The organism is Synechococcus sp. W55.2, from assembly GCF_047461635.1.
Classification (GTDB): domain Bacteria; phylum Cyanobacteriota; class Cyanobacteriia; order Thermostichales; family Thermostichaceae; genus Thermostichus.
The window spans coordinates 21,089-35,696 of sequence record NZ_JANSHM010000027.1; the positions used below are offsets into that span (position 1 = coordinate 21,089).

Below are 14,608 nucleotides of genomic sequence, written 5' to 3' on the forward strand. Positions count from 1 at the left end.
CCATAGCCGAAGAGGGGCCGAGCAACTACACCCTATGACGCAAGGGGGATGAACTCCTTGCGAAGGCAACGGTGCTCCTTGTGGCAAGGCTTCTTGAGTCTCAGGGTGGTAGGGTAAGGATGGGGTTACTCAAACAGTTGCAAATGAGACCTGCAAAACTCTCTATTGCTTCCTTACTTTTGCTTGGCATTTTGCCCCTCGGCGGCCCGATGCTACTGGTAGGTGGGAGCATGAAAACTGCTTTTGCCCAATCTTCTGCTCCGCCTATCCCCATTAAGGAAGCTATTCGGATCGCTCGATCTGCTGTTCCCAATGCTGTGATCAAAGAAGTTGAGTTGGAGCGCGAAGATAGACGCCTAGTTTGGGAAGTGAAATTTACCAACGATATTGAAGTTAAGATCGACGCCACTACCGGCAATATTGTCGATATCGACGACTAGCACCCAGGAGATGCCCCCTGCATAGGCGGGGGTGAGCGTTGCCGGAAAAGGCTGTAGCTGCTACTGCTTGATGAAAAAGTAGCGACCTTGAGAACTGCGAAAGCTGGGTTGTGCAAAGGTCAGGGATCCCTTTCCTTTTGGGCATGGGGAAAGCGTCTACACGGTAGCTGCCTGATGGCTGAAGCCGGTTCGACTGCCGGCCGAGGACAGGTGGCCGAGTCAGTCTGAGCTAGAATGCTGTCTATCCGTCTTGCTGCTCCCCCTGATGGACGACCCCCCTTTAGCCTCGGCGGCTACTTTCCCCAACACTGAGCTTTCGTGGGGAGATGCGTCGCTTAGTCTCCTTTGGGTCATCGGTCTTCTGGTCATCAACGCTTTCTTTGTCGCAGTCGAGTTTTCCTTGGTATCGGCGCGGCGCTCCCGCATGGTGCAGTTGGCGAGCGAGGGAAACCGCCAGGCGGCAATTGTGCAAAAAGCCCAAGAGCAACTGGAATATGCCCTCTCCACCACCCAGTTGGGCATCACTCTGGCCAGTGTATTGCTGGGCTGGATTGGAGCCACCCAAGTTTCGCCCACGCTGTTTTTGGCCTTGAGCCGCTTGGACTGGTTTCAGGGTGTGGATCCGGCCCTTATGCAGGGGGTGGCGGTGGTAGTGGTGTTTTCGCTGCTCACCTATTTTCAGATCGTGGTAGGGGAGCTGATCCCCAAGACTCTGGCCATCCTCTATTCGGAGCCGATTGCGCTAAAACTGGCCTGGCTCAACCGCTTGGCGAGCCGCTTCTTGCATCCTTTTGTCGAGCTGCTCCGCTTCTCCTCCCGCTGTGTGCTGCGCATCTTGGGCGTCCGCATCCCCGAGGCCACTTCCTTTTACAGCACCATGACGGTGGAGGAGTTGCAACTGCTGATCGCTTCCTCGGTGGAGTCGGGCAACATCGAGGCGGAAGAGCGAGAGCTTTTGAGCAACATCTTCGAGTTCGGCGAGACGGTAGCTAGCGAGGTGATGATCCCGCGTACCAGCATCGACGCGGTGCCGGAAACTGCAACGGTGCAAGAGGTGCTGGCGGAGGTGGCGGAATCGGGGCACTCCCGCTATCCGGTCTTTGGCGAGTCTTTGGATGACATCCGCGGGCTGATCCACGTTAAGGAGTTGATCGGCCAGTTGGCCAAGGGATCCATCGACCTCCACAGCCCCATCACGCCTTTTATCCGCGAGGCCCACTTTGAGCCGGAGAACAAGCCAATTGCGGAACTGTTGCCCGAAATGAGGCAGCACCACTGGCCGATGGTGATGGTGGTGGATGAGTTTGGCGGCACGGCGGGCCTGATCACCATTCAAGACTTGGTGGAGGAGATCGTCGGCAAGCTCTCCGATGGCCCGGATCCCAACACCAAGGAGCCGGACATCCAAGAACTTGACGAAAATACCTTGCTCATCCAGGCTCAGCTAGATATTGAAGAGATCAACGAGCGCTGTGGCCTCAACCTGCCTCTGCACGAGGATTACCAAACGCTGGGGGGCTTTTTGATCTACCACATGCAGAAGATCCCACGTGCTGGGGAAAAGTTCACCTACCAAGAGATGGAGTTTCAGGTGGTGCGCATGGAGGGGCCACGGGTGGATCGGGTGAAGGTAGCCCGCCGCCCCGGCACCCCGGCAAACTCCCTACCGCTGCTCCCCCCAGCGCAAACGGCAAAAACCCGTCCATAAGCCCGCTAGGAGAGCATTAGGTCCTTGCCTTGACCACTTTCAGGGTCTGCAGGCGCACATCCTCTGGGCCGTTGATAAAGCCGCCTGCCTCATGCACCAACAGCAGATAGTCCACCGCCTCTTGAGTCACCTCTTCTCCCGGCACCAAAATCGGGATCCCAGGTGGATAGGGGGAGATGATCTCGGCGCAGATATGGCCCACTGCTTCTTGGAAAGGCACCCGCTGAATGGGGGCAAAAAAAGCCTCCCGGGGTGATAGCCGTTGCGGTGGCAAGCAAGGACGGGGCAGTTGTGCCAGCCGCTGCATTTTTTCCATTGCCGCTCTGGATGGGCGGGATCCCTGAAAATGTTGCGACAGGGCGGCGAAACTTTCCACCAGGCGGTCAATGTCTCGCTGGGTATTGCCGATGCTGACAATGAAGACCACATTGTGCAGGGTGGACATCTCCGGCTGCACGTGGAAGTGATCGTTAACCCAGTCGTGAGCGTCGAAGCCGAACAACCCCAGCTCTGTCACCGTTACCGTGAGACGGGTGCGGTCGAAATCGAAAAAACCAGGGGTGGAGCCGATACGCTCTGGGCCAAAACAGCGCAAGCCGGGGATGCGGTTGAGACGGGCGCGGGCTTGATCTGCCAAAGCCAAGGCTTGGCCCAGCAGGGCTTCCCCTTCTAAGGCCATCTGCCGCCGCGCCACATCCAGCGACATCATCAGCACATAGCTGGGGCTAGTCGATTGCAGCAGTTGCAGAATGTTGCGCACCCGGTTGGGGTCAATACGGGATCCCTTGAGGTGCAGCATCGAGGCCTGGGTCATGCCGGAGATCACCTTGTGGGTGGACTGCACCACCAGATCGGCTCCGGCTTCCAAGGCCGAAATGGGCAATTCCGAATGAAACCCAAAATGGGGCCCGTGGGCCTCGTCCACCAATAGCGGTAGGCCATGGGCATGGGCGATGGCTGCCAGAGATTCCAGGTCGCAGCAGACCCCGTAGTAGGTGGGGCTGACTACCAAAACGCCTTTGGCATCGGGATGCTCCGCCAAGGCCCCCTCCAAACCGGCTGGGGTAATCCCGTGGGCAATGCCCAGCTCCGGGTCAAAATCCGGCTCGATATAGGCCGGCACCGCCCCAGAGAGGATCACCCCGGCAATGGCGGATTTGTGGCAGTTGCGCGGCAAGAGGATCTTGTCTCCCGGATCGCACACGGCCATCACCAGTGTTTCCACGCCACAGGTGGAACCGTTGACCAAAAACCAACTGCGATCGGCGCCGTAGGCCGCTGCAGCCAGCTCCTGGGCCTCCCGGATCACGCCATCGGGGTCGTGGAGGTTGTCCACCTCTGGCAGCTCGGTCAGATCCGCCCGGAAGACGTTCTCTCCCAAAAAGGTCCGCAAGTCGGCAGGGATCCCACGTCCCTGTTTGTGGCCTGGCGTGTGAAAAGGAGCCTTATCCAAGCTGCAATAGTGGCGGATGGCCTCAAATAGAGGTGCTCGCTCCTGGGCTTTGCGATCCAGCGAGCGCAAGCAACGAGAGGTTTTGGACAGATTGGACAGAACCACAGACCACTCCTCAACACACCAGGTGGGCATTTTGTGATTATCCATCCCAATGGAGGCTAAGTCCACCGCTGGCGCTTTTCCTGCTAGCCTGGGTTTTCAGGTTGCCTTTCTTCTTCTTCTGCAATCTTGCCTGCGATGTTCGAGAAATTGCCCTTCCCCGTCAGTACCCTCGTTTTGTTGGCCGGGGCTGCCGCCACGGCTTGGGGCTTTGCCCACTACAACGATCCCACCCTCAATCTCATCGGCCTGTTTGCCGGGATCCCCTTGCTGTTGGGAGGGATAACCATGAAGGTAGTGGAACTCAAGCCGGTACCTGCCCTGGCCGCCCCTTCTCTCGAGGTGATCCAAGCCCGCGCCCAGCAGGCCACGGAAATTCAAAAGCAAGTCCGCGCCGATATCACCAAATATAGCTACGGGGCTAATGCCCACCTGGAAGATGCCCTGGAGTTTCTGGGTCTGCGCGGCCCTCTGGAAGCAGATCTGCCCAAGGTGAGAGGGTACAGAGAAGAGCTGCGAGATGGCCGGTATACCTTGGTGCTTCTGTTCGATTCCCCCAAGGTTCCCTTCCAACAATGGCAGGAAAGCTACCAGAAAAAAATGCAAGGCTTCTTTGGCCGAGATGTGGAGGTGCAACTGGGGCAGCCCCAAGAAAATCAGGTGGAATTGGCGCTTGTTGCCCGAGGTGGATCCCAGGCCACTTGAAGAAGCCATTAGCTGCTGAATGCAACTCAACGGATCCCGAAGCTAATGCAGCCAGTAACTCAGGACTGTCGAGAGTTAACTCATGAGGGGTGTGGGGAGCTATGGGTCCTGCGCTGTGCCTATAGTATCAGTGTTGGGAGGATGTCACGAAACTTGGCAGTTCGGCATAACCCTATTTTACGGATTGGGAGGAAGACCAAAAGCAACATTATCATCCATAATGTAGGGTGTCAGCATAAAGACCACTTCATTGCGCCTGTTATCTACACTCTGAGAGCGGAACAAAGCACCCAAAAGAGGCAAGTCGCCCAGTAAAGGCACTTTTTGAACTTCAACGATGTCCCTGTCTTGAATGAGGCCAGCAATAATAAAGGTTTGCCCATCTCTTAACCTGAGCTGAGATGCTTCCAGCCGCCTTCTTTCGATGTTAAAAAGTTGAATGCCTGCAAAGTCTCCGCTTTGCAATACTTGAATGGGTATAGGAATAGAAATTTCCGGCTGAATGGTCAGGGTAACAAACCCATTGTCATCTATTCTAACTTCTGAGACGTCAAGGACAATCCCAGCATCCTCTCGCTGCAAACGCTGAGTCGTAATTGGAGGCTGGTTTTCGCCCTGGGGTGTGGTGATGGTTTCAACGTTAACAGGCACGCTGGTTGCAATGCTAATTCGACTGGATCCGCCATCTGCCACCACAACTTTGGGGTCAGTTAGAATTTTTCCAGTTCCATTTTGTATTGCAGACTGCACTCTTAGAGCCAAAGACTGCTGCAGCCGGTTGAGAGTGTTAAATATTCCCGTGATGGATCCTGATGGGCCTGCAGGGCCGATAGAGCTTACCGAGGATCCCGCAGGTTGATTGAGCGGTTGACCACCAAAATTGGCGTCTCCCAAGGTTCCAAGGGCAAAGTTGCCAGATGCCCCTCCCAAGTTAACTGATAAGCTTTCGTTTTTGTTCAAGCGAATATCAACTGCTCTCAGGGAAATCAAAACCTGTCGCCGACGCACATCCAATTGGGCAATCTGAGCAGCCGCGATGTCCTGCTGCCGCGAGTTGCCGATCACCGTAATGGAGTTGGTGCGCTCGTCCACAACGAATTGGGCACCGGGAGCAACGGCGTTCAAAACTCCTTCCAGCCGACTGGCCAAATCGGTGGCGACTGCCTGATTCACGCGGTAATTGCGCACCAGGATCCCAGTCACCCCTGGCAGGTTTTGTCCAACAAATACGGTTTGGCCCCTTCGCTGGGCCTGCAACTGTTTTAGCCGCAAGATAAAGTTGAATGTCTCCTGTAAGGGCGAGTCTTGCACATCCAGAGAGATGGTTAGATCGGGTGGGACGTCGTTGAGCACCACATTCAACCCTGCTCGCCGCACCAACAAGCTCAGCACATCGCCCACAGGAGCATCTTTCAAGGTCAAGCTAATCCTGGCATTGGATCCGAGATCCACTGTAGGTGGATCAGGCAGGATTGTGCCAACGGCAATATCGCCAGCAGGAGGAGCCACAGCTCTCCCCTGAAAAGGAGATTCGGTGGGCAAACTTCCCGGCGGCAATTGAGGTTGGTTGAGCTGGCCCACAGGGGGGACCTGAGAAATCACGGGTGCAGCAGGAACAGCAGGTGCAGGAGGAGCCGCTTGAGTTGTCTGCGGAGGGGCAGGGTTTTGAGCGACCGGTTGGGAGGCAGGGGCAGGAGCTGCGGGCTGAGGAGCAGGAGCCACGGGCTGAGGTCGGTTTAGTGACGCCGGTTGGCCGGGCGCTACTGGGTTGGACGAGGGTTGAGGGGGAACCGCCGCTAGGGGGGCCGGTGGAGCAGAGGGTAGGCCCTCAAAGTCGAAGACCAACTGCGTCGGGCTGCGCCGAGCCAGCAAGCCTTGGGGAGCTGCGGCCACACCGGCTATTTCTATCCGCACGCTGTCGTTGCTCAACTGCCGGGCCTCAATGAAGCGCACCCCCGGCAGGGGAGACTCTTGGCGATAGCGGCCCTGGCTTCCGCTCAATTGAGCATTGGTGATGTCCCCGATCCAAGATTGTCCCTGCTGGGTAAAGAACACCTGTGGGCGAGCGCCCCCTTCGGTGTTGATCTCCAACTGCATGCGGTTGCCGTTGGGCACCAGGCGGATATCTGTGATGCGGCTGAGGCGTTGCGGGTTTGCGGAGGTCAACTGTTGAGCGGCTGCCTCATTGACCCGGCTTTCTAAGGCCAATGGGGGCAGGGACAGGATCAAGCCCAACGCACACCCATAAGCAACTCGACGGTTCATCATCCTCACACCTCACTCCTTCACCCAGTCGTATTCTTGCTTCACCTCGCCACGGGTGCCTTTGGCCTCGTTCACCCCGTGCTTCCCTAATCAAAGCCGAAATCTCGGACTTTGCCACTACCTGTAGCCATTTCGGGAGAAATTTTTCCCAGATCTTCGATTTGGCAACACTATCTGTGCTGAACCGGCGGTTGTTCCCGTCTTCTGAAAACCAGAGGGGATCCCGCACTGGCAGGATCCCCTCTGGAACCAGGGCATAAACCTCAAGGTGCCGACTGGCTTTGTCCAGCCGGGCTATTGGCTAGGCGCTGCCTGTCCTCCTTCAGGGGTTGTTTGTCCTTCAGGAGCTGCTTGTCCTTCGGGCGCAGGAGCAGTGCCCAACGGAACGTCTTTGTTGTAGATGTAGGCAATCAAATCAAAAGCAGCGTCCAGTTCCCCTGTGTCTTGAACAGGATTTAAGCTGATGTTGCTCACCCGGAACAGCGTGCGCAGACGTTCTATATCTCCCATCAGATTGATCAGCTCCGTATAGGGGCCACGCAGAGCGACACGGGTGGTCTGCACTTGGATGGCGGGAGCGATGATCCCAGGCACTTCCGGATTGGCCGAAGACGCTGGAGTCAGTGGAGAAGGGCTAAAGCTGCGCAACTCGCTGTTGGGCTGCCCCTGCACCAGCCGGTTGAGATCCAGCAGTTGCGTGTCGGCATTCTCGGGGGTAGAGATTAAAGCACTGATCTGTTCCCGCTCCACGCGAGCTCTCTCGACCTGATTGGGCACATCTTGCAAACTGGCAATCTGGCTCTTTATGTCCTGCAACTGGGTGGTTTTGTTGGCTACCTCCCTTTCCAAAGCCTGTACCTCCTCGATCAAGGGGCGAAGTTGGGTGAAGGCCAGAAACCCCGCCGCGCCTAGCCCTGTGATCCCGATTAAAAGACCAATTCGAATGGGGGTCAGCTCCACGCCCAGCAGTACCGGCGGCCCTGCCGGGGGAACCACCAGTTGTTCGTCGGGAAAACCTTCAACCGATCCAGTCATCAGTTCGCCTCCACTCGACGCAAAATGCGGATCTTTTCAACCAAGCCTATCGCTCCCCGCTGCTCCAGCTCGCGGGTAAATTCTGGGTCGGGATCCCCCAGAGTACGGATGGTTACGGTTATGCCGTACTCCACGCTGGGTTCAGTTACGTCTGTACCGTCCACCCGGGAGCTGCTGTTCAAGACGGCGCTGGTCACAAAGTTGGAATCCAGCAGGGTGAGCAGAAAGTCGTTGACCAGGGGAAAGTCCAGCGCTCCTCCTTGAATGTTGACGGTATCCCCGGAAGCGCTGATGTTGGTTATCCACACCCCCTGGCCGGGGATCTTGCGCCGCAGCTCTTCCAAGATGGCCGACCAAGGCTGGACGGATCCCAGAAAGGAGCGGAACCCTTCCGTTTGGGCGCGAATGGTTTGCAGCTCTTGATTGGCATTCTGCAGCTGGGACAACTCGGCATTGGCTGTGCTGAGCTCACTGTCAAGGCGAGCCCGCTCCGCCCTCAAGGTTTCTCTCTGGCGGGAAAAGCTGTCTTGGAAATACCAAAAAGCTCCCATCGCTACAGCAGCAACAGCAACCCCCAGGCCAATGGCCGGGATCCAATTCTGGGATCCCTCTGCAGCCTCAGCTGCGACTACTGCTCCCCCACCTGTTCGAGCTGTGGTGAGGACATCCGGCCTTTCTTTGAGGAAATTGATCTCCGGTGTGTACATCTCTTTAACCGCCTTGTGCGCTATTCCATCGGTTGGGCGAGCTTGCGCTGCCTGCTGCCGCTACTTGGTGTCTTCCCGTAACGCCAACCCCAGGGCCACTCCCATTGCTGGGCGTTCCTCCAGGGGCAGTTCCACGGAATCCGGCACGACAATGTTGCCAAAGGGATCCGCCAACTCCACCGCCACGCTCAACGACTGAGATAAGAAGCCGTCGATTTGGCCGATGCTTGCCCCAGTTCCGGCCAGCAGTACTTTCACCACAGGCGAGCTGCTTTCTGTGCTCGTAAAGAAGTCGATGGAGCGCCTCAGTTCATCCGCCAAATCGGAGACAACGCGCGTTACTGCTGCTACACCGGGATTGCTGGGCACTGGCTGTTCTCCCGTGGCCAAAACATCGGTGGGGTTGATCAGGGGTAACCTCAGAGTTCGCAACAGGTCGCCGGTGCGGCTAACCGGCAGATTCAGGGATTGGGCCAGCACCTGCCGCATGTGGATGGTGCCGATGTTGACGGTGCGGGTAAATTGCGGGATCCCGTTCACCAAAATGCTGATCTCGCTGCTGTCGTAGCCGATGGAGCTGAGCAACACGGCCTCCCGGGGGCCGTACTGGGTTAGCTGATCGCGGATGGTGCGAATGAGGGAGAAGCTGGCCAGCTCCACACAGCGCACCTGCAAGTTAGCCGCCTGCAGCACCTCTAGATAGTTGTCCACCACCTCTTTGGGGATGGCCACCAGCAAGACTTCGATGCGCTCAATGCCATCCTGGGAAAGATCGAGACCCAAGGGTTGGTAATCGACATCCGCCTGATCCCGCGGATAGGGAATGTAAAGTTCGGCCTCCTGCTCCAAAACCACCCGGCGCAGCTCATCGGCAGGTAGGTCGGCAGGCAGGCGAATGAGACGAACGATGGCCTCCCTTACGGGCACTGCTGTGGCTGCCGGCAGGTTGGTGGGCACTTTGTTTTCATTGAGCAAATTCATCAGGATCAAGCCAACTGTGCTCGGATCGAGGATGCGCCCTTCGACCATCGCCCCTTCTGGCATGTCCACGCTGTGGTAGTGGGCCAGACGATAGCGACCATTGCCCTGCTTTTTCAGTTGGGCAACGGCGATGCGCTCGGGGTTGATGTCCACCCCAAGCATGGTTCGAGTTTTGGAACCACCAAGAAAACTAAACACGCCGGGAAACCCCGCCCTTTGCGCTACTGCTAGAGGCATACTACCCAATTTGTAGGTGGGTTACCACTGTTCGCCATTGGCCGCGGGGAAATCCTTGTCTGGGCCGATCCCTCCCTGCCAGCCGCAAGTGCAGGGCTTGCGCGGTGTTGAGCGGTGTTGGAAATTCGCTTGACTCAACGGGTCTGTTGCCGCGCCCACTCACGGAACTGTTGTAACCGCTCACAACCCTTCTTCCTCGAGGGCCTGGACGTTTTGCACAATCCGGGAGAGCTCGTTTTTCTCATCCACATTGATGCGGGTCGGGGATCCGCTGATGATGCGCTCGTAGCCCCGGAAGGAATCGCGGATTTGGATGCCCGCATTGGAGATCAGGTACTCGCGGATCCCTTTGTCGTGCCAGGATCCCCGCATTTTGAAGACGTTGAGGGCGCGGGCCATTTCTCCGCGGATCTCCACGTATTGCAGCAGGATGATCGTGTCGGTGATGGTGGAAATATGGGATTCGGTGATGGAATGGGATCCCATGAATTGGTCGGTGGTGTTGGTGAAAAAGCCGGTGATCTCCTCCTGCTTGGCCAGGCCAGTTACCCCGATTACAAACTGGCGGAAGGCATTTTGGCTCACCCCCCGCGCCAGGGCTGACAGGGAGTCGATGGCCATGCGGGAGGGCTTGAAGGCCATCATCTCGGTTTTGATCTTTTGCAGGTGGTCTTCCAGGCCGGCAGATTCTGGGTAGGCGCAGATGATCTTGAGGAGGCCCTGCCGCTCGAACTCTTCCAGGTCAATGCCCCAGGAGGAGGCGTTGCGGGACAGCTGCGCCCGCGACTCTTCGTAGGCAAAGAGAATGCAGCGTTCCCCATCCAGGCAGCCCCGCTCCAGGAATTTGCTCACCAGCGAGGTTTTGCCCGTGCCAGTGGCGCCGGTGGCCAAAATAATCGAGTCCTTGAAGAAGCCGCCGCCGCACATTTCGTCCAGCTTCTCGATGCCGGAGGAGACCCGCACGTTGGAGGAGCGCTGCGTCAGCTGCATGGCTCCCAAGGGGAAGATGTTGATCCCGTCGTTGGTGATGGTGAAGGGATATTCCCCCTTCATGTGGGTGGTGCCCCGCAGCTTCAAGATCTCAATGGTGCGCCGCCGTTTCTCTCCCTCCAGGATGTTGCGTAGGATCACCACGTTATCGGAGACGAATTCCTCTACGCCGTAGCGGGCGATGGGGCCGTACTCGTCGGTGCGCTCCGTGGTCATGACGGTGGTGACGTTGGCCTGCTTGAGGCGGGCCGTCAGGCGGAACAGCTCCCGTCGCACCACACCGGCAGGGTCGTATTGCTGAAAGATGGCTGTCACTGAGTCGATGGAGACCCGCTTGGCTTTGTATTTGCGAATGGCGTACTGGATGCGCTCGATGAGGGCCGACAAATCAAAGTTGCCGCTCACCTCATAGCCTTCGGGATCGGGGGAGGCATCCAGGATAAACAGTTGGCCCCTGTCGATGAGGGCCTGCAGATCCCAGCCAAAGCTGGAGGCATTGCGAATGATATCGGCGGGGGTTTCCTCAAAGGTGACGAAGATCCCCGGCTCTTGATACTTCACGATGCCGTTGTAAAGGAACTGCATGGCAAACAGGGTTTTGCCGGTGCCGGAGGTGCCGCTGACCAAGGTGGTGCGTCCCAGGGGTAGCCCACCGTGACTGATGTCTTCAAAGCCCTCGATGCCCGTCTGTTTTTTGGGGATCCCTCGCAGCTCTGAGAGATCCGCTCGGTGGTTGTCTGGGGTTGGTTCGGTGGAGTCCTCTGCGGTGTTATCTTGTGGCTTTTCTGGCTCAGAAGGCCCCAATGACTGGTTCATCCCACTCTCCTTGCTCCTGCAGCCTGTCTCAAGCCTCTTCGTCCAATTCTTCGTAGAGCAGATCCAGGCCGATGAGCACTTTCTCGCGGTTGGATAGATCGCCAATAATCTTCCGCACCGGTGGCGGCAGGATTTTGGCCAAGGTCGGCGTTGCCAAGATCTTATCTTCCTCTGCCAGTTGCGGATTTTTCAAGACATCGATCACCTTCAGGCTGTACACGCCGCGGAACTCCTTTTCTAGGATGTCTTGCAAGGTGCTGAGGGCACGCAGAGAATTGGGGGTGTTGCCCGCCACGTAGAGCTTGAGAACATAGGCTTTGCGAGTGGACATATCTAAGGATCCCTTGGAGCGGTTTTGGGAATGGAGCGGCGGTACATTTCGCTCAGGTGGGCCATCACATCGATCAGGGTAAGGCGGTAATCCAGCAGGATCTCTTCGCTGCGGCCTTCCAGCTTCAATTGTTTGGCAAAGTCTTCCATCAAGTTCATGTGCAGCTCCAGCAGTTGAGCAGCGCCGATATCGGCAAAAAAGGCCAAGGCCACCAGCTCGTCGATGCGGGCATTGACGGTCTCGGGAGATTGAAAATAGTCCAAGACGATTGCCTGGTAAAGGTTACGCAGCCGTCGCATGAGGGCTTGCTGCTCGTGGGGCGGGAGGCGACGGTAAAACAGCTCTGGGTCACGATGATAGTACACTCCGGCGTAGCCCAGCCGTTCCCGCAGTTTCTCCGCCAGCCGCCGTTGTTGTTGGTTGCTGTAAGCCAGGTAGGGCTGATCGCTGGGATGCGCTGGGCCCTGCGGGAGGCCGCAGGTGGGAGACATCTGCAGAAACAAGGCGATGGCCCGATCCACCAGCAGCTCCAAGACGGAAGGGGATCCCGAAGCGGTACAGTCGGCCCGCACCTGCCCCTTCAGCTCCTGTGGCGAAATGGGACGGACGAGGGTGGCGTTGTGGTAGAAAAACTGCTCTCGCTTGAGCAATGCTTTCACCAAAGATGAGGTGGCAGGGATCTCTCCTTCCGTCTCCGGTGTTTCCTTTGGCAGGTGGGATTCTTCCAGCACAATCGCCAACACCGTCGGCAGCAGCAGTCCCCACGCGCAGAGCTGATTGCCCAGATCGTGCAGCTCTTGCAGCCGAGTGGGATCCACCAGGAGCACCAAGCAATCGACATGGCCGTCTTGTCTCCTGAGAGCCTCTAGGAAGGTAGCTTGATCCTGAAAACACTCGACAACAAAGCGTTCAGGGGGTAGCCAGTCCTCGCAAGCTAGGGGCTCTCCTGCTGGCGGCTCCCAATCCAGCAACAGGTTGATGCGCAGTGGATGGGTGTCAGGCAACAAGACAAAGGATGAAGATATATTTCCTATCTTAAATCTGACCGGGATCCGCGCTCACCGGCCAGAGGAAAAGAGCGGGAAAAAAACCTAAACTAGGGGTGAGTGAGCTGCTGCTGAGATCCCTATGGTGCCCCTGATCATCGACTGTGACCCTGGCCAAGACGATGCGGTGGCTCTGCTGCTGGCTATGGCGTCGCCAGAAGAGCTGCAATTGCTGGGCATTACCACGGTGGCTGGCAATGTCTCCTTGGACAAAACCAGCCGCAATGCTCGACAGATCTGTGAATTGGCCGGTCAGCCGCAGATGGGGGTGTATGCCGGCTGCCCCCGACCTCTCTTGCGCCCTCTGGAAACCGCCGAGCAGGTGCATGGCAAAACCGGGATCGATGGAGCGGATCTGCCGGAGCCCCAGATGCCTTTGGGATCCCAGCATGCAGTGCCCTATCTCATCGAGACGCTGATGGCTGCCCCTGAGCCGGTTACCTTGGCTTTGCTGGGCCCGATGACCAACTTGGCAGTGGCCCTGGTGCAGCAGCCCCGGATTGTGGAGCGCATCCAGCGGCTGGTGTTTATGGGGGGATCCGCCTTTGAGGGGAATGTTACCCCGGCAGCCGAGTTCAACATCCTCACCGATCCCCACGCCGCCCAGATCGTGCTCAGCGCCGGGATCCCGGAGGTGGTGATGCTGGGCTTGCACGTCACCCAACAGGTCCTCAGCACGCCGGAGCGGATTGAGCGCATCCGCGCCCTGGGCACCCGCGTTGGGCAGACGGTGGCCAATATGCTCACCTTTTACGGTAAGGTCGACGTAGAACGCTACGGACTACCGGGAGGGCCATTGCACGACCCTTGTGTGATTGCCTATCTGTTACAGCCGCAGTTGTTCGAGCTCAAGCCCTGCTACGTCGAGGTGGAAACGGCTAGCCCCTTGAACCTGGGCCGGACGGTGGTGGATCGCTGGGGATCCAGTGGTCGCCTCGCCAATGTTCAGGTGGCTTTTGGGGTGGATGCCCAGGGGTTTTACCACCTGCTCACCGAGCGCCTGGGCCGTTACCGATAATTCTGATAGTTCTGATCCTTGAGGCCAGATCCGAAGGTGGAGAATCCCAGCGCCGTCCAACGTGCCAAGCTGGAGTGGGTGAACCTGCCCACCGCCGTCACCCTGCTGCGGCTGGCAGGGATCCCTTTTGTTTTGCTGGGCCTGAGCCTGCGATCCCCACTGGGGGAGAGGTTGGCCCTCTGGGCGTTCCTGTTGGCGGCGGCAACCGATTGGCTGGATGGCCATTTGGCCCGCCGTTATGGCTTGGTAACCGATATGGGCAAGTTTTTGGATCCTCTGGTGGATAAGCTGCTGGTGTTGGCGCCGCTGCTGGGCCTGCTGGAACTGGGGCGGATCCCCGCTTGGGGCGTGTTTTTGCTGGTGGGGCGGGAGCTGGCCATCGCCGGCTGGCGGGTCAACCAAAGCCAAATCCGCGGTGCCAATTTCTGGGGCAAAGCCAAGACGGTAACCCAAATCCTGGCCATTGCTTTGCTGATTTTGGGGTGGCCGGGAGGGATCCCTTGCTTTTGGGTGGCGGTGGTTCTCACCCTGATCTCGGGCCTGACCTACCTGCACACCGATCATCCCCATCATGCGCAGTCACCCGGCAGGCCATAGCCCTTGTCAGATCCCCCCGCCCCTCGCCGACAGAGGAGCATGACTCTAGTCAATAATAAGCTCAACTATACTGAAAATAATGTATAATATGTTCAGTACAGATTACTACCAGTTGATCTTTCTGTTTACTTTCGAGTCTGCCAACATGGTAGCCAAAGCAAAGCAGAAAATTGGTAG

General features: G+C 57.6%; 13 protein-coding genes. 5 read left to right on the forward strand and 8 right to left on the reverse strand.

Going from position 1 to position 14,608, the window contains the following annotated elements; all coding sequences use genetic code 11:
* Positions 1 to 119: 119 nt before the first annotated feature.
* A complete protein-coding gene (locus tag NW828_RS07225; protein ID WP_414382874.1) occupies positions 120 to 440 on the forward strand; it encodes a PepSY domain-containing protein in 321 nt (106 codons plus the stop codon).
* A 265-nt stretch (positions 441 to 705) separates the two neighbouring features.
* Positions 706 to 2,148: a hemolysin family protein gene (locus tag NW828_RS07230; RefSeq protein ID WP_414382876.1), complete on the forward strand. Its 1,443-nt coding sequence runs from the start codon at positions 706 to 708 to the stop codon at positions 2,146 to 2,148.
* 16 nt (positions 2,149 to 2,164) lie between these two features.
* On the opposite strand, the gene NW828_RS07235 is transcribed toward NW828_RS07230, so the two are convergent.
* Positions 2,165 to 3,706, reverse strand: a complete 1,542-nt coding sequence (locus NW828_RS07235; RefSeq protein ID WP_414382878.1) for an aminotransferase class I/II-fold pyridoxal phosphate-dependent enzyme — start codon at positions 3,704 to 3,706, stop codon at positions 2,165 to 2,167.
* A gap of 135 nt (positions 3,707 to 3,841) precedes the next feature.
* Between NW828_RS07235 and NW828_RS07240 the strand changes: the two genes are divergently transcribed.
* Positions 3,842 to 4,408 (forward strand): DUF2854 domain-containing protein, encoded by a 567-nt coding sequence (locus NW828_RS07240; protein WP_414382880.1) that lies wholly within the window; start codon positions 3,842 to 3,844, stop codon positions 4,406 to 4,408.
* A 177-nt stretch (positions 4,409 to 4,585) separates the two neighbouring features.
* On the opposite strand, the gene NW828_RS07245 is transcribed toward NW828_RS07240, so the two are convergent.
* The 7 genes from NW828_RS07245 to NW828_RS07275 all read right to left on the reverse strand — a co-directional run bounded on the left by NW828_RS07245 (position 4,586) and on the right by NW828_RS07275 (position 12,777).
* Positions 4,586 to 6,673: an AMIN domain-containing protein gene (locus tag NW828_RS07245; protein WP_414382882.1), complete on the reverse strand. Its 2,088-nt coding sequence runs from the start codon at positions 6,671 to 6,673 to the stop codon at positions 4,586 to 4,588.
* Between the two features lie 294 nt (positions 6,674 to 6,967).
* Positions 6,968 to 7,708: a hypothetical protein gene (locus tag NW828_RS07250; protein WP_414382884.1), complete on the reverse strand. Its 741-nt coding sequence runs from the start codon at positions 7,706 to 7,708 to the stop codon at positions 6,968 to 6,970.
* The gene (locus NW828_RS07255; RefSeq protein WP_414382886.1) at positions 7,708 to 8,415 is read right to left on the reverse strand and encodes a PilN domain-containing protein; all 708 of its coding nucleotides are present in this window, start codon (positions 8,413 to 8,415) and stop codon (positions 7,708 to 7,710) included. The genes NW828_RS07250 and NW828_RS07255 overlap by 1 nt, the downstream gene beginning before the upstream one ends.
* A 60-nt stretch (positions 8,416 to 8,475) precedes the next feature.
* Positions 8,476 to 9,558, reverse strand: a complete 1,083-nt coding sequence (pilM, locus tag NW828_RS07260) for a type IV pilus biogenesis protein PilM (RefSeq protein ID WP_414382888.1) — start codon at positions 9,556 to 9,558, stop codon at positions 8,476 to 8,478.
* 255 nt (positions 9,559 to 9,813) lie between these two features.
* Complete coding sequence (gene kaiC / locus NW828_RS07265) at positions 9,814 to 11,439, reverse strand: circadian clock protein KaiC (protein WP_011432142.1); 1,626 nt, start codon at positions 11,437 to 11,439, stop codon at positions 9,814 to 9,816.
* Positions 11,440 to 11,467: 28 nt separating this feature from the next.
* Positions 11,468 to 11,770 (reverse strand): circadian clock protein KaiB, encoded by a 303-nt coding sequence (gene kaiB / locus NW828_RS07270; RefSeq protein WP_011430723.1) that lies wholly within the window; start codon positions 11,768 to 11,770, stop codon positions 11,468 to 11,470.
* A gap of 2 nt (positions 11,771 to 11,772) precedes the next feature.
* Positions 11,773 to 12,777, reverse strand: coding sequence for a circadian clock protein KaiA (locus NW828_RS07275; protein ID WP_414382890.1), 1,005 nt, complete (start codon positions 12,775 to 12,777; stop codon positions 11,773 to 11,775).
* A 121-nt stretch (positions 12,778 to 12,898) separates the two neighbouring features.
* Between NW828_RS07275 and NW828_RS07280 the strand changes: the two genes are divergently transcribed.
* Positions 12,899 to 13,834, forward strand: a complete 936-nt coding sequence (locus tag NW828_RS07280) for a nucleoside hydrolase (RefSeq protein WP_414382892.1) — start codon at positions 12,899 to 12,901, stop codon at positions 13,832 to 13,834.
* A gap of 78 nt (positions 13,835 to 13,912) precedes the next feature.
* Entirely contained in the window at positions 13,913 to 14,431 is a 519-nt protein-coding gene (pgsA, locus tag NW828_RS07285) for a CDP-diacylglycerol--glycerol-3-phosphate 3-phosphatidyltransferase (protein ID WP_414329287.1), read from the forward strand.
* Positions 14,432 to 14,608 lie beyond the last annotated feature (177 nt).

Excerpts from the sequence above, each read along its gene's own strand:
- NW828_RS07280 (WP_414382892.1), top strand. The coding sequence starts at position 12,899 with ATGGTGCCCCTGATCATCGACTGTGACCCTGGCCAAGACGATGCGGTG.
- NW828_RS07240 (WP_414382880.1), top strand. The coding sequence starts at position 3,842 with ATGTTCGAGAAATTGCCCTTCCCCGTCAGTACCCTCGTTTTGTTGGCC.
- kaiB (WP_011430723.1), bottom strand. The coding sequence starts at position 11,770 with ATGTCCACTCGCAAAGCCTATGTTCTCAAGCTCTACGTGGCGGGCAAC.
- kaiC (WP_011432142.1), bottom strand. The coding sequence starts at position 11,439 with ATGAACCAGTCATTGGGGCCTTCTGAGCCAGAAAAGCCACAAGATAAC.
- pilM (WP_414382888.1), bottom strand. The coding sequence starts at position 9,558 with ATGCTTGGGGTGGACATCAACCCCGAGCGCATCGCCGTTGCCCAACTG.
- NW828_RS07245 (WP_414382882.1), bottom strand. The coding sequence starts at position 6,673 with ATGAACCGTCGAGTTGCTTATGGGTGTGCGTTGGGCTTGATCCTGTCC.
- NW828_RS07250 (WP_414382884.1), bottom strand. The coding sequence starts at position 7,708 with ATGACTGGATCGGTTGAAGGTTTTCCCGACGAACAACTGGTGGTTCCC.
- NW828_RS07230 (WP_414382876.1), top strand. The coding sequence starts at position 706 with ATGGACGACCCCCCTTTAGCCTCGGCGGCTACTTTCCCCAACACTGAG.
- NW828_RS07255 (WP_414382886.1), bottom strand. The coding sequence starts at position 8,415 with ATGTACACACCGGAGATCAATTTCCTCAAAGAAAGGCCGGATGTCCTC.
- NW828_RS07225 (WP_414382874.1), top strand. The coding sequence starts at position 120 with ATGGGGTTACTCAAACAGTTGCAAATGAGACCTGCAAAACTCTCTATT.